18 protein-coding genes and 1 tRNA gene are annotated in these 19,679 nt (G+C 32.3%); 7 read left to right on the top strand and 12 right to left on the bottom strand.

Annotated elements, in window-relative coordinates:
* Positions 1–42: 42 nt before the first annotated feature.
* Together QWY99_RS10710 and QWY99_RS10705 are read right to left on the bottom strand one after the other, a co-directional pair.
* Positions 43–1,002 carry a WD40 repeat domain-containing protein gene (locus QWY99_RS10710; protein WP_290264739.1) on the bottom strand — a complete coding sequence of 320 codons (960 nt, stop codon included), beginning with the start codon at positions 1,000–1,002 and terminating at the stop codon, positions 43–45.
* Between the two features lie 299 nt (positions 1,003–1,301).
* A complete protein-coding gene (locus QWY99_RS10705) occupies positions 1,302–1,658 on the bottom strand; it encodes a hypothetical protein (RefSeq protein ID WP_290264736.1) in 357 nt (118 codons plus the stop codon).
* Between the two features lie 189 nt (positions 1,659–1,847).
* Here QWY99_RS10705 and QWY99_RS10700 point away from each other — a divergent pair, with 189 nt between their 5' ends.
* Together QWY99_RS10700 and QWY99_RS10695 are read left to right on the top strand one after the other, a co-directional pair.
* Positions 1,848–2,246 (top strand): helix-turn-helix domain-containing protein, encoded by a 399-nt coding sequence (locus QWY99_RS10700; protein ID WP_290264734.1) that lies wholly within the window; start codon positions 1,848–1,850, stop codon positions 2,244–2,246.
* 486 nt (positions 2,247–2,732) lie between these two features.
* On the top strand, positions 2,733–3,320 hold the full coding sequence (locus QWY99_RS10695) for a transposase (RefSeq protein ID WP_290264732.1): 588 nt from the start codon (positions 2,733–2,735) through the stop codon (positions 3,318–3,320).
* A gap of 183 nt (positions 3,321–3,503) precedes the next feature.
* Here the strand turns inward: QWY99_RS10695 and QWY99_RS10690 are convergent, their stop codons facing one another.
* On the bottom strand, positions 3,504–4,958 hold the full coding sequence (locus tag QWY99_RS10690) for an FAD-dependent oxidoreductase (RefSeq protein WP_290264730.1): 1,455 nt from the start codon (positions 4,956–4,958) through the stop codon (positions 3,504–3,506).
* Between the two features lie 397 nt (positions 4,959–5,355).
* On the opposite strand from QWY99_RS10690, the gene QWY99_RS10685 reads away from it, so the two are divergent.
* Complete coding sequence (locus QWY99_RS10685; protein ID WP_290264728.1) at positions 5,356–6,450, top strand: hypothetical protein; 1,095 nt, start codon at positions 5,356–5,358, stop codon at positions 6,448–6,450.
* A gap of 134 nt (positions 6,451–6,584) precedes the next feature.
* On the opposite strand, the gene QWY99_RS10680 is transcribed toward QWY99_RS10685, so the two are convergent.
* Entirely contained in the window at positions 6,585–7,181 is a 597-nt protein-coding gene (locus QWY99_RS10680; protein ID WP_290264726.1) for a hypothetical protein, read from the bottom strand.
* 211 nt (positions 7,182–7,392) lie between these two features.
* Here QWY99_RS10680 and QWY99_RS10675 point away from each other — a divergent pair, with 211 nt between their 5' ends.
* Complete coding sequence (locus tag QWY99_RS10675; protein WP_290264724.1) at positions 7,393–8,769, top strand: sensor histidine kinase; 1,377 nt, start codon at positions 7,393–7,395, stop codon at positions 8,767–8,769.
* Positions 8,770–8,836: 67 nt separating this feature from the next.
* On the opposite strand, the gene QWY99_RS10670 is transcribed toward QWY99_RS10675, so the two are convergent.
* The 6 genes from QWY99_RS10670 to QWY99_RS10645 all read right to left on the bottom strand — a co-directional run bounded on the left by QWY99_RS10670 (position 8,837) and on the right by QWY99_RS10645 (position 15,894).
* Positions 8,837–11,629 (bottom strand): hypothetical protein, encoded by a 2,793-nt coding sequence (locus QWY99_RS10670; RefSeq protein ID WP_290264722.1) that lies wholly within the window; start codon positions 11,627–11,629, stop codon positions 8,837–8,839.
* A 12-nt stretch (positions 11,630–11,641) separates the two neighbouring features.
* The gene (locus QWY99_RS10665; protein WP_290264720.1) at positions 11,642–12,661 is read right to left on the bottom strand and encodes a hypothetical protein; all 1,020 of its coding nucleotides are present in this window, start codon (positions 12,659–12,661) and stop codon (positions 11,642–11,644) included.
* Positions 12,658–13,455, bottom strand: a complete 798-nt coding sequence (locus QWY99_RS10660) for a fimbrial biogenesis chaperone (protein ID WP_290264719.1) — start codon at positions 13,453–13,455, stop codon at positions 12,658–12,660. Before QWY99_RS10660 ends, QWY99_RS10665 begins: the two co-directional genes overlap by 4 nt.
* 33 nt (positions 13,456–13,488) lie before the next feature.
* Positions 13,489–14,046 carry a hypothetical protein gene (locus tag QWY99_RS10655; protein WP_290264717.1) on the bottom strand — a complete coding sequence of 186 codons (558 nt, stop codon included), beginning with the start codon at positions 14,044–14,046 and terminating at the stop codon, positions 13,489–13,491.
* 130 nt (positions 14,047–14,176) lie between these two features.
* On the bottom strand, positions 14,177–14,722 hold the full coding sequence (locus tag QWY99_RS10650) for a hypothetical protein (RefSeq protein ID WP_290264715.1): 546 nt from the start codon (positions 14,720–14,722) through the stop codon (positions 14,177–14,179).
* A 245-nt stretch (positions 14,723–14,967) separates the two neighbouring features.
* On the bottom strand, positions 14,968–15,894 hold the full coding sequence (locus tag QWY99_RS10645; RefSeq protein ID WP_290264713.1) for a helix-turn-helix domain-containing protein: 927 nt from the start codon (positions 15,892–15,894) through the stop codon (positions 14,968–14,970).
* Positions 15,895–16,164: 270 nt separating this feature from the next.
* Here QWY99_RS10645 and QWY99_RS10640 point away from each other — a divergent pair, with 270 nt between their 5' ends.
* Positions 16,165–16,908, top strand: a complete 744-nt coding sequence (locus QWY99_RS10640; RefSeq protein ID WP_290264709.1) for a DUF2490 domain-containing protein — start codon at positions 16,165–16,167, stop codon at positions 16,906–16,908.
* Positions 16,909–17,367: 459 nt separating this feature from the next.
* Complete coding sequence (locus QWY99_RS10635; RefSeq protein ID WP_290264707.1) at positions 17,368–17,748, top strand: GreA/GreB family elongation factor; 381 nt, start codon at positions 17,368–17,370, stop codon at positions 17,746–17,748.
* A gap of 179 nt (positions 17,749–17,927) precedes the next feature.
* On the opposite strand, the gene QWY99_RS10630 is transcribed toward QWY99_RS10635, so the two are convergent.
* Positions 17,928–18,440 (bottom strand): adenine phosphoribosyltransferase, encoded by a 513-nt coding sequence (locus QWY99_RS10630; RefSeq protein ID WP_290264705.1) that lies wholly within the window; start codon positions 18,438–18,440, stop codon positions 17,928–17,930.
* A gap of 117 nt (positions 18,441–18,557) precedes the next feature.
* On the opposite strand from QWY99_RS10630, the gene QWY99_RS10625 reads away from it, so the two are divergent.
* Positions 18,558–18,631 (top strand) — tRNA-Arg (locus QWY99_RS10625).
* Between the two features lie 168 nt (positions 18,632–18,799).
* Here QWY99_RS10625 and QWY99_RS10620 read toward each other — a convergent pair.
* On the bottom strand, positions 18,800–19,156 hold the full coding sequence (locus QWY99_RS10620; protein ID WP_290264704.1) for a hypothetical protein: 357 nt from the start codon (positions 19,154–19,156) through the stop codon (positions 18,800–18,802).
* Positions 19,157–19,679 lie beyond the last annotated feature (523 nt).

The raw sequence follows: 19,679 nt of genomic DNA, 5'->3' as shown, positions 1-19,679 counted from the left end.
ATTAAAAACTCCAAAGTCATTTGATTTTGGAGTTTTCTTCTTTTATTCTATTGTGATTATTCTTTTGGCTTTATTATTCCAAAGTATAATTCTTTGTTCCATGCTCGAAGTAATAATTTTGTCTCCTTGTTTATTCCAAGAAACGCCCCATAAATAATCTTCAGAATTGCCTTCTGAAGCAAGGTTGCCTTTAGTGTCCCAAATTCTCAATGCATCACTCGCTGATGCTAACTGGGTTCCTTTTGAGTTCCAAGCCAAATTCCTGTATTCACCTTTACTGATATCAATAGACTTTAATAATTTTCCGTTTTCATCCCAATATTGAAGTAAAGATTTGGTTTTTTCGTCTCCATAGTCGCCCGTTACAAAGAAAGAACCCGAATTGTGCCAAGCAACACTCAATATCATTACTTCTTCTTCTCTGTTTTGTATAGAATTCAACAGATTACCGCTAATGTCAAATAAACGTATTTTGTCCGAAACGGTTATAAAAATGTTTTTTTTGGGATGCCAATTAACAGCGGTTAAAGTTTTTGTGTTTTCGTTATTGATTTGTCTAATTAAATCTCCTTTACTATTGAAAATAAATATCTTTCCGTCATTGTCTGTAACTGCCAAATATTCACCGGTATAATTCCAATCGATTCCTCTTGCTCCGTCAGGTGAAATTCCGTTTAATTCAATTTTTTTATTCGTGTCTAAATCTATAATGCTTGATTTATCACCTGACATTTGAGTAGCTACAGCAATTATATTTTTCGATGGGTGCCATTTTACACGAGTTATTGTGTTTTGAATAGGAAGAGATTTGAATACTTTTAGATTGCTTGAATCATAAATTTTCAAAATGTCTACATTTCCGCCAATTGCAATGTATTTGCCATTTGGACTCCAATCTGTTGTCCAAAGGATTTCCTTTGTTGTAGTTGTTTGAGCAAACATTTGATTACAAAAAATAATAACCAGAAAATTTAGAATAGATATTTTAATTCGGTTTTTCATTTTATACTTATTTCTAGGGTTGCGGATAACTCTTTTATACCAATCAAAAATAGCACAAAAACATTTTTTCTAGCTGAATTTATATAATAATTAGCTTTTTTTGAGCGAATATAGGAAATATTTTTACTACAATTTATTCTTCTTTTTTAAGCTGAATTGAGATGATTGTTCATGCCTTTTAATTGAAGCCTTCTTTTAAATCCTATAAAATAGTTTCCTAAGAATCACAGAATTTAAAAACTCCAAAGTCATTTGATTTTGGAGTTTTTGTTTTTTAACCATTTTAAGAGTAAAAACTGTCATGACAATTCAGCCTCACTTCTTATCTGTTTTAATTTTAGATGTGTTTCATGAAGTTCATCAAGTAATTCGAGTTCGTTTGGCATTAACTGAAGCGCCAGTTCAAGAAGTCCTGAAACATTTATTTCGCGATTAGGAATTAACCGAGAGAGATTTGGACTTTCGCTATCTAGTGCTAATACACAAGCTTTTAATATATCGCAAACCATTAAGTTTAATTCATTAAAATTAAATGTGTTTATAGAAACAGTAAAATGATCTTGTTTTCCTTTAACTTTTTTGAGTTTCTCGAAATAGCTGATTTTACCGATATGTTCAAAAAGGTTGTCTAATAATTCTTTTTCTTCTGTTCTCATAGTTTTACTTTTTAATTGTTATTTGTCAGAAAAATTGTATTTTTGCTCATTGTATGCAAAGTAAGTAATTACTTATTTTATGTAATATGAGCACAATCTGTACAGTACATATACCGTACATATAGGATACATAACTAATTATGTATCATACTTAACTTATTTTTTATTTGTAATTATTATCTTTGAACTATGAGTACACTAACAAAACCAAATCACATAGGGCGAAAAATTAGCCGTATTCGTGAATTAAAAGACATGAAACAAGAAGCATTAGCGCAGGCTATGGGAATAAATCAGCAAGCGGTTTCGATTATGGAAAATAGTGCAACTATTGATGAAGACAAACTAATCGAAGTAGCAAAAGCCTTAGGAGTAAGCGTAGAAGCAATTAAGAATTTTTCAGAAGAAGCTGTATTTAATATTATTGGTAATACAGTAAACAATCATGATAATGCATCATTGAATTCAACTTTTCAATATCAACCAACCTTCAATCCATTAGATAAAGTGGTTGAACTTTATGAGCGTTTGGTTCAAGCCGAAAAAGATAAAGTTGAATATTTAGAGACATTGTTAAAAGGGAAATAACCTTTTATAAAAGATACATTATTTTAAGAGAGACCTTTTTAAGGTCTTTTTTGTTTGTATTATGGTTATATCGGTATGTACGCGGCATGTTTGCGTTATGTACGCGGTTTGATTATGGTAATGATATCGATGATTATACCGATACCGATACCGATAGAGACGCGATTAATCGCGTCTCTGCGTTGCGTTGCGTTGCGTTGCGTTGCGTTGCGTTGCGTTGCGTTGCGTTGCGTTGCGTTGCGTTGCGTTGCGTTGCGTTGCGTTGCGTTGCGTTGCGTTGCGTTGCGTTGCGTTGCGTTGCGTTGCGTTGCGTTGCGTTGCGTTGCGTTGCGTTGCGTTGCGTTGCGTTGCGTTGCGTTGCGTTGCGTTGCGTTGCGTTGCGTTGCGTTGCGTTGCGTTGCGTTGCGTTGCGTTGCGTTGCGTTGCGTTGCGTTGCGTTGCGTTGCGTTGCGTCATGGGGCATAATATAAAATCACATTAATAAATATGAAAAAATTTAAAAATAAATACCGTATCGCATCGGCACGATTACAAAATTGGGATTACGGAACGGATGGGGCATATTTTATAACGATATGCACTGATAAAAGGCAACATTTTTTTGGTGAAATTGTCATGTCTAAAATGGAATTAAATCAATTAGGTGAAATTGCGCATAATATTTGGGCACAAATCCCGGATCAATTTCCGTATGTCGAATTGGGTAATTTTGTCATAATGCCCAATCACACGCATGGAATTCTGATAATTAATAAATTACAGACGATGCCTGATAATAGTATAGAAGCACCATTTTTGACACCTCAATCACAATCGAAGGTAACGAATAGTGAAAATGAAAATATTGGGGGAATTTGTGGAGATAAAAACCCAATGTTGCAAGAGAATATTTCGCGTATTATTCGATGGTACAAGGGAAGGTGCAGTTTTGAAATGCGTAAAATCAATCCAGATTTTAATTGGCAAACACGTTTTCACGATCATGTTATTAGAAACTCAAGGGCATTTGATACTATTCAGAATTATATAGAAGCCAATCCTTTAAAATGGAAAGAAGATAAATTTCATTTATAAAATCATGGCGTATCAATCATAAATTAGATTAATAAAATAGGGTAATCAGCCAATTAATAGTTTTAAATTATTCGTCTTTAAAAATTAAAGATGTAGCATGTTTGGTAATTTATACATGTTATATTTTGAATAGCATAGCAACGAATAAGTTCAGTTAAAAGTAAATACAGAATAGTAAGAGCATCAATAAAATTCAGGCGTCTTTTTTTTCGCAAAAGTTCCTCTAGGCGTATTGCCTTCATGAAGTACAATTTCGGAATGAAGAAACTGTGCTGCTTCAGCTGAATCTTTTACTTTGGTAGCGCTACGTTCTAGCATTTCCGATTCAAATTCAGTTAATACAGTTTTTCTTAATCCATTTTTTTTCCATTCTGATAAAGGGCCACAATTTTTTGAAATTATTCGAGCTAACATCAGTGCATCTAATAGCGCTTGATTTGCACCTTGTCCTTTAAACGGACTCATCGGATGCGCAGCGTCTCCAATTAGAGTTGCTTGTCCAGCTTCGTTAAATAATTCAGGTTTGAGTAATTCTCGGTCATAAACAGGATAACCCGAAATTTGAGTTTCTAGTGTTGCTGTTACTATCTGCGGAATCGGATCATGCCACTGTGTTCTGCGACATGCTTCTTCTTTGAGCGCTTTTGGACCTCGGGCGCTTAAATTTTTAGCTTCTTCCTCAGACATTGGAAAACTAAGTTGCCACATTACTGAGTCTGCTGTATAAGGCATTATGTAAATTCGTTCATTTCCATTGGCAGTTTGAAACACAGTAGCAGAATCTAATAAAGTACTTGTATGTTCTTCGAGCGCTTTTAAAGGGCAAATTCCTAATATGACAATACAATCGAGATAACGCAAGGGAGTATGGTCATCGCCAATGAGCAATTTTCTCACAGAACTACGAATACCATCGGCTCCAACTACAAGATTTGCTTTGGAGTTTTTTATTTCTCCATTGACTTGAAAATTTAGTTCAGCGCTTTCATTTTCGCTTTGCTTAAAATCGATTAATTGATGTCCCCATTGTACCGTATCGTGTCCGTCAAGCTGGTTGAGTAATGCCAGGCGTAGAGCTTGCCTTGCAATATGTATATTTGAACGTTTGGAAGATGTTGTTGCTTCTGGTTGCATCCATTTTCGGAGTCCCCATTCTCCAATAATTTTTCCATCTGTAGTATGAACAACATGTTTTGTTGAGATTACTCCATTCTCTAGAGATTGAATTCCTAATCCTCTAATTGCTTTACTAGCTTGTTGCAATGTAAGTCCGTAGCCTTGAGAACGTGCCTCGAAGTTGTTATCACGTTCATAAAGAGTAAACGGGATTCTGCGGTGTAAACATGCCACAGCTAACGCTACACCACCAATACCACCACCAATGATAGCAACGTGAGGATAGTTTTCTGTATCAGCAATAGGATGTATAGTAGAAGGAATTAAACCTGATCCGGAACAGTTTATGCAGGTATGAAGATGCCCTTTAGGAGGAACTGGAGCTTCTCCCTCATTTGTTTTTTCAAATAGCTCTAATGCTGTTTGGTAATTCAGTTTTGCTTTCTTGCTAATTCCACGGTTTTTTTTACCTCGTCCTTGGCATTCTTGGCAAATAGTCCAGCTTGTTTCTTCCTTTTTCACTTTTTTCTATATTTCACTTGATCTTAAATCCTCTCTATATGAAAAAAAATAGTCGATACAATTGATACTGTGTTTGATAGTAACGTTTTGCTACTTCAGATTTAATTTAACTTGAGAAATTTAAAACTTAAATATTTGCCGATTTTGACAAAGTGCAAATTTATGACAAAAGATTGCCAGTACAAAAAAAGCAATCTTTATTTGGGATTTATTTTATTTCTCCTCTTTAGTTTTTTCTGGAGATAGGATTTAGAAAACTGTTTTTGAAATTATTTAAAGGAATGATATAAAAAAGATATTACTTTTATTTAGCAGAAAATACTTAGTTAAAATTCGCATCTTTGAAAAATATAATCCTTTGCAAAATAGTATCTAAATAATAAAACGATAAAAATTGATGGAAGAAAGTTTAAAAACATATGAGAAAACGATAGATAAAAAACATGGTTTTGGTTGGTCACCAAAATTTGAAGAAGAATTTAGAACCAACTTAAACGAGAAAGTATTTACAGCAATTGCTGAAAAAACTATTGAAAAGCTGCACTGGGATTTAGTGCATAAAGGAGATAAACTAGTAGAAGCTAAAAGAAAAGAAAGCAGTTTTGGTGTTGACAAATGGACAGAGGCTATTTCGATTAGTTTTAATCATGGAAAAATTACTGTAAAAAGTGAATCTTTAGGAAATGAATTTTGGGATAACGGTAAGAACTCAAAAAGAGTAAAACTATTTATTCATGCTTTTAAAGAGATCGAAAAAAGTTTAGATAGAGAATCAATTGAAAAGCTTGAAGTTGAAATTGATAGAAAAGATAATTGGGATGATTATGTCATTCCTGAAAACCTTTCGAAACCAAATAAAATTAAAAATGCAAATTTTACAATTGTATTAATCGGTGGTTTTTTGGTTTCTATTGTATTGGCTCTTATTCTAGCTCAATTATCTGTATTTGGCTTTTATGTTATCTTTTTATTTGAATCTTTAGTTGGCTTAGCAATTGGTTTTTCATTAAAATGGCTTATAGAAGTTTCTAATTTTACGGAATTTAATAAGCTTAAAAAGCTACTTATTGGAATGGTTGTTTTAACGTATTTATTGAATCAATACTTTCAATATGAAATAATTTTAATAGAATATAATTTAGATCGAATAGGCTTTTTGGAGTTTATGAAACTACGTTTGGAGGAAGGATTAACTATCAAAAAAATCAATACAGGTTGGATTGGATTGGTAATAAGTTGGATTTTGCAATTTGTGATTACTTATTATATAGCCTTATCAAAGTTAATTTCTAATATTGCTTCGTATCAATTGCAAAGAGTTCCTGTAGATGTTATTGATTTTACTTTTTATCATTTTTTAAAAAAGAAAACAGAAGTTGAAGTTAGAAATGAATTATCTAAAAAAGGTTGGGATGTACCACAAAATCAAGATGAAGTTTTAGAAGCCATTAGTGCACTTTACGGACTTAATGAAATAAAACGAATAAAATAAAAACTAATTATTGTATTAGTTTTGCACAGGAGCGTTAGCTCAAAAAAGGTTGATCGGATTTATAATCCAAAATTAGTTAAATAGGAACAGTAGTAATTCTGTTCCTATTTAATTTTATGTTGAAGGCTATGTTTTTACTCTTTGATTAATCTAATAGTGGCTTTGTAGCCAGTTCCCACATTCCATTGGCTAGATTCTATAACAGTGCCTTTGTCATCATAAACCTGAAATTCGGCTGTATTTGGTGAAGCGAAGCCTTCGTTTAGTGCTTCAAAATCAATTTTGTTAATTCCGTCTACCAAATTTATTTTGAATTCTTGAAAATCGCCATTCAAGCTAACTTCAGGAACAATTATCTGATCATTTAAATACACTTTTATCTTATCCCCGTCTACAAAAGCCGCATCGCGATACCGAATTGTTGATGTTAATGATTTTGTTTTAAAACTTCCTAAATATTGGTTACGTCTATAAAATATTCCTTCAACATTAGCTTCTTTTTTATACAAATTTGTGTCTTTAAAAAGTTCCTCGGGGTTTATTTTTAGTGGATCTGGTTTTTCTACAATAGGAGGTGGATCAACTTTTGGTGGAACTTCTTTTGGCGGAATAGTTTTTTTTATTTTTGATTCTTTGGGAGGAATCGGTTTAAATTTAGATTTGAGTTCATCCTGTGTATATCCTTGAACGGAAACACCAATCATGAAAATTAAAAATAATATCTTTTTCATCTCTCTTAACTATTAATGCATAAATGGGGACTAATCTGAAAGTTAAATACAGTAATGCCTATTTCATAAACATTTAATAATGTTATTTATTGTATTTATAAGGGACTAATTGATAAATTAGGGAAAACAAGTTCAGTATAATATTACATTCGGTTATTACCTTAATTTGTATATTTGGCGATTGCTTTTTTTAATCCCCCTAAAATCAATAATGCACAAACTTTTTCTATTAGATCCTAAAACGGTTTTTCTGCTTTATTTTTGGGCAAACTTGTTTATCTGTATTCTTATTTTTAGTTATTCATTCTCTTATGCGACAACTGATAATAAGAAAACATTAAAAATATTCGGTCGTGGCAAGTTGTTGCTTACTATTGGCTGGACTTTAATTCTGTTAAGAGGTTTAATTTCAGATTTTGTCTCTATCAATATTGCTAACACGCTCATTTTTTTTGCATGTTATTATGAAACTATAGCCATGCTATCTATGCTCAAGACAAAATCGAATAGGTGTTATAAGTTGCAACTTAGCATTACGATTATTGTAGTTTTAGTTTTTAATATAATTGTATTAATAGGGAGTACGATTAACAGTCGTATTTTAATTGTATCACTTGGAGTATTTGCTATTTATTTGCCTGTAACGGTTTGTTATTTCACTGAAAAAGGATATAATTTTTTCCGTACTTTTTACATACTATGTTACGTTGCTTTTGAAGTTTTGATTATTTTAAGGATGATACACAATTATCTTAATCCGCAAAAAGACTTTTTTGTTTACAGTATTTTTGACAGTTTGTACAGTATAAGTTTGTTTCTACTGGCGCTAATTGGTACAGTTGGTTTTTTGCTATTGGTAAAAGAAAAGCAAGATCTTAAAATCAAGAAACTTTTGGATGATAGAAATCAATTCTTTTCTATCATAGCGCATGATTTGAGAGGGCCATTGGGATCTTCTGCAGGACTTTCGGAAATATTGACACAAAACATAGAAGACTACAGTCGCGAAGAAATTAAAGAAATCATAGAAATGCTTCATGAGTCAAATAAGAATACTTACAAGCTATTAGAGAATCTTTTAGACTGGTCGAAGGTACAAACAGGAATGATCGAGTTTAGTCCTAAAAAAATCATGCTAAATACGCTGATTATGGAAAATATCGAACTCAATAAGAATGCAGCTTTAAATAAAAACATTAGTCTTTCTTTTGAATCATCGGAACTTATTGAAGTCGAAGTAGACAAGAATATGATTGACACTATTGTACGTAACTTATTAACTAATGCAATTAAATTTACTGATAAGCATGGTGAGATTACTGTTAGGTTTGAAAAAAAGCATCAAAAAGTAGCTATATCCATTACAGATAACGGTATTGGAATTCCTGATGATATAAAAGAAAATTTATTTAAAATTAACGAAAAAGTAACTCAAAGAGGTACAGAAAATGAAAGAGGTAGCGGACTTGGTTTATTACTTTGTAGTCAGTTTATAAAAATGCATCAAGGCGAAATTTGGATCGAAAGCGAACCAGGAAAAGGCAGTACATTTAAGTTTACTTTGCCATTGGTGATTGAAAAAGAATAAACCAAAATTGTATGCTATTCACTATCTAATTGAGAAAATTATTTGTGCTAATAAAAAGGAACAAAGGTTATTGTTTTTTGAAACCATTTGAACTGAATTTTCTTGTTTCCACACGCTTTTCTTTTATGGTTAAAGTAAAATTAACTTCCTTTATAGTTTCTGGGGTTGCATTTATCAACATATTGTTGTTTTCTACTTCTACATAATCAGATATACTTCCTTTTTCAAGGCTCACAGTATATAATCCTTTTGGTACATACAATACAAAGTTTCCATTTTCATCCGTTTTGGTTGTAAAAACACTACCATTGTCATCAATTGCAATTATTGGTAGCCCTCCCTTTTTCTTGGTTATATCAAAACTTTTATCAGTAGCAATATAAGACAGAGATCCTTTTATTGAAGCAGTTTTATTCAAGCCAATCGCAATTTTTGTATCTGTATTTATAGTTGTTTTCACAGCATTAGCATACCATTCATTGGTATTGACAGGTTTTATAGTATAGGTGCCTGCGGGTAACGATCTGTACTTCAGAATACCTTTGCTGTCTGTTCTAAAAGCCTTTCCATCAATGATTACAAGCTGATTTGTTGCTGGTGAATTTTTAGAAGTTGTTTTGTCTTTGTCTCCTGTTTCATAGTAAACATAAACTTCTAGTTCGCTTTTCGTTTTATCAATTTTTATTGGATTAAAACGTTTGGTCAATCCTATTTGTATTGTGTTCAATGTATTTATACTAGTCGAAAAATCACTGTAATAATTGTAAGCAAAAATGCTAAAATCCTTTGTTATGTCATAGTCAAGACGTCCGTTAATCTGAAAAGATTCACTAATTATGCTGTTTTTAGAATATACCATTCCGAGATTAACAGTTAGTTTATCATTAAGAAATTTTTGTTGTAAAGTAGGAGAGATGGTTAAGTTGGTATATGTTTTTTCTATGCCCAATTGTGAGTTGGCAATGATTTCTCCTAGGTAAAAATTATTGTATTGATAAAAAGCTAAAAGATTAAGTATTTTCCAACTGTAAATAAAGTTCGCTTTATAATGAAATTCATTTTTTGCCATTGTATTGGCAGTAAATTGTCCTCCTTCTATAGACAAAGACACATTTTGATTGGTAGGCGTATTGTAATAGGTTAATCCCAAAGTCATTCGCGCAGCTTTCATAGAATATTCCTTTGGATTTGTGGAGCTAAAGAGTTGCTCTTTACGGTTTTCTGTGTAATAATAAGGAGATAGTGAAACAATTAGTGATGAAAATCGTCTTGATGCGCCTATATCATAACGTGCTGTCGAAAAATGTGTTGATGTAAACTGATTAGCATATGATTCTGGTTTAGCAGACAGGTAATTGTACACGCCCCATAAATTGAATTTACCCATCGGAAGATTTACTCTTTCATTAAGGTTAATAACTCCTTTTCTCATTCCTGAAAAGTAACCCGTACTGAGGTAGTTGGAACTGCTATAGAACAAATTTTTCAACTTCCCATTAAACTGAATTTCTCCAGCACCACCAATTTTATTGTCAGTTTCAAATTGAGATGCAAGATTGCTAATTGCGCCACCAGCTCTAAGATTAAAGTTTTCGGATGTATACAATGAAAAGCGCGATGATGCCAAGTAGTTTTTTGTTCCAGAGTAAGTGTCATCATCATAGATAATGGTGTTTTCATATCCATTTTTTTGCATCCACCCGTTATTGTGTGTAAACATTGCCCATGCAGCTTTGCCAAACGACAAGCTAGAATCATCAATTAAATTATACGTTTTATCAATTGCACCCGCTTCGATGGTGTTTTTTTCATTGGGTTTGTAAAATCCTTCAGCACCTCTACCAATTAGATTGAGGTCAAAAAACTTAGATATATTTCCAATTGTTGCCCCATAGCTTTTTTCTTTATAGCTAAGCCAAGTATTTCTCAAAAAAACCTGATCTGAGTTTTCCCACCAGTTAACATCTACATTGGCTTGCAGGACTCCTTGGTTAATTTCTGCTTGTGCATTAGCATATATATAATAAGCGTTTGTATTGTCGCTGTTGTGTTGTACGCTCGCTGTAACCTGATTGGTTTGGTTAAACGAAAGGTTGTAATCGGGGTTGTATGGAGAAGCATATCTTCGGTCTTGCCTAATAGAGCTGGCTCGCACAGTCCCATTATTAATAATATCTCCGTTGTTATATAGAGCGGTAATGTTAATAGTAATGTCTTCTTGATTTAATACTGTTTTGTTAACTAACTTTTTTAGTACCAATATAGTATCTGTAAAAGCTGGAACATTGATATCTGTATTTTCTATTGCATTTCGCGTTATAAAATCTGGATAACGAGCTAGAATAGTAATTTTTTGAGCAGTATTTCCTTCGTTTGAAACTCGTATTGGTATAGAAAGACTATCGCCAACTCTTTCATAAATCAAATTTGTTTCGAGTAGCATCACTTTAACTAATTTTCTTTCACTTATAAAAACAGGTAAAAACACGCTTTTGGTTTCCTGTGTTCCAACAATTGTAAAAACTGCTTCAATAGTGCTTCGATTACCTGCTTTAGCAGTTGCACTCACAATAGCTTTTATCGGAATAAAGATGCTATCATGGGCAGGGAGAGTAATGTTTTTTGGTTTTCGCAACGAAAGATAAAGATCCTCATGACTACTATGCGTATCAAATAATCCTTCTATAGAATGGGAGCTAGTGTTTACAATTTTTACGTAAGCATCAATAACTCCTTTGCTATTTGTTTCAATTTTTTGGTTTGTAAATTCTATACTAAAGCTATTGTTTTGAGCCCAAGTGTTTATGCTTGATCCCAAGACAGTAAGAAAAAAAAGTATTTTATAATATTTACAAAACATGAACAAAGAGTATTAATTTGGCATTATTACAAAGTAGACACGGGTGCTATAGGTTCCAGGACTCACATTAAGACCAGGACTATTTGCGGGTATAAAAAACTTTACATTATAGGTTATATCCTGAGGTGTATTACTGGATTTAATAGCTATTGGCTGTGTTGTTGGTGCTAGAGTTATGGGAGAGATAATCTGTAACCCATTGTAGGATTGATTAGTGCTTAACTGCAATTTTAAAATAGAAAGTGGTATTGTTTGGGATGATGCTGGTGATATAAAATCTCCTGATGCCTCTACAGCGAGTTGCGAGTTATAGGTGTTAACACGTAAAGCATTTGCTATTGTAACCGATTTTTCTGTTGCATAATCTGTTGCAGTGCTATAATTTATATTAAATTGTTGTGCACCGTTTTGGAGCATAACAGATTGACTTCCGAAATTTCCACCAAAAGACAACTGAAATCTGGCACTTCCGATCGGGGAAGTATAAATACCAATCAATTGTTCTATTCCATTTGAGATCTTATAAAGTTTGAATTCATAGGATGAGTTATACATTCCGTTTGGAGTTACCAATAAATGATTACCTCCCTGAACACTTAAATTATAACGAAAGATTCTATTTACGGCACCATTTAAATTTACATTGCTATGAATAAGTGTAACTTCATTGTATTTACTTAACTGAAATACTTGAGTAGGAACATTTACAAGCATTCCATTTTCTGAGCCGCTATTTTCTTGACTATTAAATTTCAGAGAACTGTATTGTGCTCCTACAGTATAGGCATTATTAGCATCACTAGTAAAATCTTGTGTTAGCCTTGCAGTAAGTTTCCATTCGTTTACATTTATATGGGGGCCATAATATTGCAAAGGAATAGAAATTTGATTGTTTAGTGTTTTTCCTGATACCATTTCTGCATAGGTAGAAAATACAGGTTGCCCGCCATTATAGCCACCTAGTATATATTGCGCGTGGGTAGTATAATGTGTAAAAAAGAAAAAACAGATGATTGTTATTATTTGTTTCATAGGCTAAATTCTAATTCTGCAATTTTTATAATATCTTTTTCTCCAAAAGTTAAAATTGCAGAAACGGTATAATTTCCCTTGGCAAGATCGGTTGGTAATTGTTGCTTTAATACTCTAATATCTTTAGGTAGCGTGTAGAATTCGGAATCTTTTAAAGTGCTTTTTTTACCAGTACTAGTATTAAAAAGTTCCCATTTTACTTTTCCATCTGCCCATAGATCACCTTGGTTTTCTATTTTTAGTTCAATAATTTTATTTTTATTATCGTCTGCATAGGTTGTAAAATCTACAAAATCAACAAGAACTTTATTTTCTTTGATAAAACTATGATATACTTTAACTCCCATTCTTACAGTTACCTGTATGGCAGCTCCATTTTGGTCAATGGCCGTGCCTGGGTTTAGTTGGGTAAAGAAAATCATTCCTGTATGAACGGGTATAGTTGTATCTGCATTGTTAGGAACTTTAAAAAGTACTTCTACTTGTTTGGTTTCACCAGGTTTAACAACAAAATAGGAGCTAGGTAATATTTGAATCCAGTCGGTACATGAAGTTGGAAGTGTATTTGCTTCAGCAATTTTATTATTGCCAGAGGCTTCATATTCCCAATCATTAAATGAAACACCTACTTCAAGTTCTTTATCAGTTGGGTTGGTTAAGTTGATATATTGTGAACCTGATGCTCCTGCATTTAATTTATAATACAAACGCCCTGGCGATACAGAAATACCAGCCTGAGCTTGTGCTTGGTTTACGATGAGTAATCCAATTAGAATCAATATGAAATTTCTCATTTTTTTTATGTTTAGTAATAGTAAATATACCAATTATTGAGGAATTAACGAATACATAATTGTAGTACTATATGTACCTGCTTTACGGTTGAGGTAACTTGGTGATTTTGTCTCAGGTATTGAATAGTTTACATGAAAGCCGCGACCCCATTCGCCTGCTGGAGATTTTATAATTGTTGTAGGTGATGTAGAAAGCATAACTTCTGGCGCTACCTGAAGTCCTGCTGGAGGAGTAGCATTAGAATTAGCAAGACTACCTATGCTGGTTTTTACAGCAATTGTATTTACAGGTAATGAACTATTGTTTCCGTTATGAGAAAAATATTCAGAATTTGTTTTTACAGTTATTTCATAAGGAGTACTAGAACTTACCTTAATATGGTTGGGTTGTTGTCCTGAGTCATTTCCAAAAAGAAAATGCGAAGGCTTAGCCATACTGATACTAACAGTTGGCTGGCTTATCTGTATGCTTTGTACTTGCGCAATAGTAATGTTTACTTGCGTTTGTGCAGAACCTATACTTTGAGCTATAGATGCTATAGGACTAAGCAATAACAGAATATAAAATAATATGTATTTTAAAGTTTTCAATTGTAATTATGCTTCTAATGGTTAAACAACATGCTTCTCCAGAAGAAATTTTAATTAAGAAAATAGAATATATAAAACAGCACTAACCCAAAATATCAGATTAGTGCCATTTATAAAAGTTTTTACTATTTTAGTTTGCTACAATAGTATAAGTAAGCAAAGTGCTATACATACCTTCAGGCTTATTTAAATATACAGGAGCACTCACTGGAGGAATTGTATACTGCATGTTAAATCCACGAATATCACCTGTAGTTGAGGAAATAATCTCAACTGGAGTCGTTACGCTAAGTGCTTGAGCATTTCCAGGAAAAGTTGCGTTTGATCCTGCATCAATACTACCAGATGCACCAGAGTAAGTTCCAGGAGTAGTTGATACAACTACGGTTGATACTGGAATAACATCGTTTCCAGGTGATGTTAGCTCGGTAGCAGCCTGAACTGTTACTTTATAACCATTTGTAGCACTAACTTTAACGTGGTTCGGTAAAGAACCGGTTGTATTACCTCCTGTAAAGTTTGCAGCAGTATTCATTCCGATAGTAACCGTTGGATTAGTTACCTCAAGTGAATAAACGTTTGCAACATTTACATTAAGGTTTGTAGTTTGTGCAAAAATAGAATTTGCTGACATTGCAATAATTGCAAATGATGCAGCTATTAGAAATTTTTTCATTTAATAATTGTTTTAAAGTTTACGCTCCAAACATTCAGGAAACCTAAATCATTTAGAGAGTACAAAAGTACTTCAGTGAACAACGGATGTCAAAGTCAAAAACGGAGTTTTTAGTGTCATTTTATGACAGAAAAACACAACGATTTAAAGTTTAAGTCGCTTTTTATTAATGAGTTGTGTTTCTAATAGGATGTGGTTATCTAGTGTTGAATAATTCCTGTAGTGGTTCTTTGGGAGATCTATTTTTACTCTTTAGTTGTTGTGTTTGTTGTTGTGTTTGTTGTTGATTTTGGTTTTGGAATGTACACTCTTTTTTCTTCAAATTCTGTTCTGTATTGTTTGGGAGACATTCCTGTGGCATTTGTAAAAAAACGAATAAAATTGCTAGGATCTATAAAGAGAAGTTCAAATGCAACTTCTTTAATGCTTAAGTCAGTGTATCGAAGTAAACGCTTGCTTTCGATGACAATTTCTTCGATAATTATTTTTTTAGGTGACTTACCATAAATACTATTACATACTTCATTTAAAGTTTTAATTGATATATTCAGTTTATCGGCATAATCCTTTACAAACCTCATTTCCTTGAGATTTTCTTTTACCAATTTTCGGAAATTCCTAGCAAGATTTACTTCAGATTTTTTAAATGTTTCAATAGGACTATAAGACTTATCTAATAATCCTTTTTGAGTAAAAAGGAGAAGTCGCTCTACAGTGTTGTGTGAAAAGTGATACATTAATTCATTGTAAGGCTGTCTACATAAGTGGAGTAGGGACTGATGATACTGAACAATGGCTTTTTTTAAAGAGTTGTGTAATTTATATTTTACGGCTTGATCGGAATTAAAAAATATGCATGATTCTAAAAACTGTCTGTCAATATCAGTGCGACAAAAGAAATCTTCTTCAAAGCAAACGAGTAGTACTTCAAAACTGGATGAGGTTTCTACGCTAAACACTTGGTTGATACCAACGAAACTGCATTCGAATTTATTCAGATGGATTAAATTATTATCCAAATTAAGCGTAAGCTCCCCCGATCTTACCCAAAACATTTGGTAAAAGGAACTTCTGAATGACTTATTTAAAAGCGTGTTATCTTGAGATTTAATTTGGTGAGCACTAAATCCGGTTGGATAATGTTTCTTGTCAAGGTTAAGAATTTCAATCATACTATTTTATAAAACAGAGTCAATTTCTTAAAGATAAGAAAAATTGACTTAACAATTGCGCCTGTTGTTTTCTTGGTAAATTATTAAGGCATATAAAAAGTTTTAGTTTTTATAATTGTAGAAAAATAGTATTGTAATTTTTAAGTTTTTTGTAATAAATTAACAAGGATTGTTCTGTTTTTTAATTAAAATAAGAATTAACAATATGGAAAGTACAATTAAATTATAAATTCTATAAATTAGCGATTCCATTAATTAATTTAATAAAATATGCTTTTACGATTACCTTTTTTTACTTTATTCAGTGTTATAGTTCTTTTGTTTAGTACAACTTTAAGCGCACAAACGCAAAATACTTTTAGTGGTTGGAATGCCGTTTTCTTTACTTATAAGTTGGATAATAAATTTAGTATCCATTTTGATGGACAGGTGAGAAGCACCGACAAATTAGAAGATACTCAATCTTTTATCGCCAGAGCAGGATTGAATTATAATATCAAAAGCAATATGATCGCCACGATTGGTTATGCCTATATTGGGAATAATAGAACTGTTATGGATATTGATGGATGGGTTCCAGAGCATAGAATATGGGAACAGTTTATCTTTAACCAACAATTTACAGCAGTTAATCGTCCTCTTTCTTTACAGCATCGTTTTAGGTTAGAACAGCGTTTTATGGGGCAACCTACAATTGATCAAAACGAACTTGTGACCGATAGTTACGATTTTGCACAACGATTACGTTATTTCACTCGTTCAATATTCCCACTTTCAGCCACTAATACTTTTACCAATGGTGCTTTTGTAGCCTTACAGAACGAAGTATTTGTTAATGTAGAAAATGCTCCCAACGGCAAGTTCTTTGACCAAAACAGAGCTTACTTAGCAATAGGGTGGAGATTGAGCCCTAAATTTGATATCGAAGCAGGGTATATGAATCAATTTGTGCTTGGTAAAAATAATAATACTGTTAATAATATAGTGCAATTAGCAGCTTACGTAAGGCTTTAAAACATTCCTTTCTTAGTATTTGAAAGGTATTGTTGCTTTAAATGTCTTATTTTAAGATTATATACTGTAAAAATATAACTTTTTTATTTTGTGATATTTGCCCTTTTTTTTGAAAATTTTTTCTTTCAAAAAAAGGGTGTATATTGCGAAGAATTAATAGCAGCTTATAATAATGACTACTTCAAATTTTTATTTAACAGATAATCACTTGATGTGCCTTTTGGGTACGTTGTTATACCTGCATGACGATACTTTCTTAAGAAGCTCAAAAGAGTTTATTCTTTAAGCCCTGTCAAAACTCTAGACAGGGACCCCTTTATTTAGACAGCTCATTTATTTTAACCTTCAATTTTCATTTAGGGCCATGGTATCATTGGATCCAAAGTTATAGAGCTATACGATATTTAATGATGAGTTATATATCATGCCTAATGAGAAACGAAGCAACTCAAGAAAGTTATGTCACAAATTATTTTAACAACAGGAATATACGATTTAATAAAAGATCATTTAAGAAGAAAGAAAGTAACAGTAGAAGAAGAAACATTATTATTTGCTGAGCTTAAAAAGGCATCACAGGTTTTAAGAAGAGATTTACCTGAAGATGTTGTTTCTGTAAACAGAAAAGTAACTTATAGAGACCATGTAAACAACGAAGAAAAAACAGTTGTATTTGTAGGTCCTGAAAAAACAAAAACAAGCAAAAATAAAATTTCTATTCTTTCTGACGAAGGTATTGCAATGGTAGGGTACAAGGTAGGAAAGCTTATAGAGTGGCCTTCTAAAAAAGGCAATCTAAAACTAGAAATATTAAAAGTAGAAGAAGTACAAATGGCTTAACACACTTTTTAAATTAAAACATCCCAAAAGAAAATTTTCTTTATGGGATGTTTTTTTTTATAACATGTCTTGAAACAAATATAAACAAGCTTTTACATGCTTTTTAGACGATATTAAGCTTTATCGTTATTGTGATAGCATTATTTATGCTCTCGTTATTATAAAAGCCTTGTGATGCCTTAATAGGTTATTGCGGCAAAAATGGGATTCTCTTTTATCTTATCTCTTCCGTTTAAAAAAGAAAGCTCCATTAAAAAGTTGCATTGTACAATTTCGCCTCCTAATTCATTTACCAAGTCGCACATGGCTTTGGCAGTTCCGCCAGTGGCTAGAACATCGTCGTGAATTAATACTTTGTCTCCTTTTTTAATAGCATCAATGTGCATTTCTAAAGAATCTGTACCATATTCTAAAGCATATTCAGCCGAAATAGTTTCATAAGGAAGCTTTTTTGGTTTCCTTACAGGTACAAAACCAGCATTTAGTTTCTGTGCAAGTAGCATTCCGAAGAAAAAACCACGACTTTCAGCCCCAATTACCTTGTCTATTCTTTGTCCTTCTAAAGAGTCCAATAAAATTTTAAGAGATTCTTCTCTTGCAATTGGGTCATTTAGGAGCGGAGTGATGTCTTTAAATAAAATTCCTTCTTTCGGAAAGTCTTGAATATCACGTATGTAGTTTTTTATTTGCATTTTTTTTAAATTTTCTGTTATTTTTTGCTTGTTTATCTAACATTTGTTCTTATCTTTGCACCCGCAATGAGCACACAACAAAACTACAAAAAATAGCTGAGTTGGAAAAATAAAAAAGGCCTCGTGGCGCAACTGAATAGCGCACTTGATTACGGCTCAAGAGGTTACTGGTTTGAATCCAGTCGAGGTCACAAGTTGAGAATCCCATTTCGAAAGAAATGGGATTTTTTTTGAAATAATATGAGATTTGATCCATTTTGAATCGTGCCTTTTCTGGATCAGGTTCAAAAGTGACTTGAATCCAGATTGACCTACTTTTTTATGCCATTTAGCTAATTTCGCAAAACCATTTCTACTATTTAAACTCTTTTTCGCATTAAATAATGATATACATTTAGTCCGTTAACTGTTACAATATTAGATGTCACAAATTCATATCCGTGTGATGACATAAAGTTTAATGCATCAATCATTGAATTAAAAACTACACCTGCTCCATTTTCATCTTTTAAAAGGGTAGCATCTGAATTACTTGAAAAATACTTTGTCTTTTGTCCAATGTCAATTGTTATTGTAAGTTTTGAAGACATCATTTTTGAAGTTCCTAAAATTTGCAAATACTGAACATCTAAATCTTTTAAAGGCATTCCATTTATAGTTTGTCCAAAAGTCCACATACTAAAAAACAATGCAAATGTTACTAATACATTTTTCATTCTCTAAATTTATAAATTAATAAAGGCCAAATGTATTTAATTAAAAATTATGTGTATTATGGTTTTCCATAAAGCACTATTTTGGCTTTCTTTTGCCCGCAGTCCGAGAATCAGAATTCATTGAGCTAGTGTAACACTCGTACTCACAAACTGTGAGCAAACCATAATCAAACATCAAAAGTAACCCTTAACAATGTTGCTTTTGCTGTTTTTATAAGTTAGTTAGGCTTAGTAAATAGTCTTCTAATTTTTTATTTGTAATAGCCATATCAATAATTCTTAGTATGAATTCTGCTAGTATTAATTTTATTTTATACAAAAAACAGAACTTTTTTTCAATTCATGCACAACTTTTAGGATTGATTCAATACTATACAATATTTAAATAATTTCTCACAATTATATTTATTTTTGTCTTGTTTTTAAAATTTATATGTATATTCGTAAAGTTTTAAACTTAATTAATGCTATTAAACCTGTTAATACGTAGTGTTTTTAGTAATCTAGTAATACCTCCCTCTCC

Source organism: Flavobacterium branchiarum, assembly GCF_030409845.1.
Taxonomy (GTDB): Bacteria; Bacteroidota; Bacteroidia; order Flavobacteriales; family Flavobacteriaceae; genus Flavobacterium; species Flavobacterium branchiarum.
This window is presented reverse-complemented; position numbering and strand designations above follow the sequence as displayed.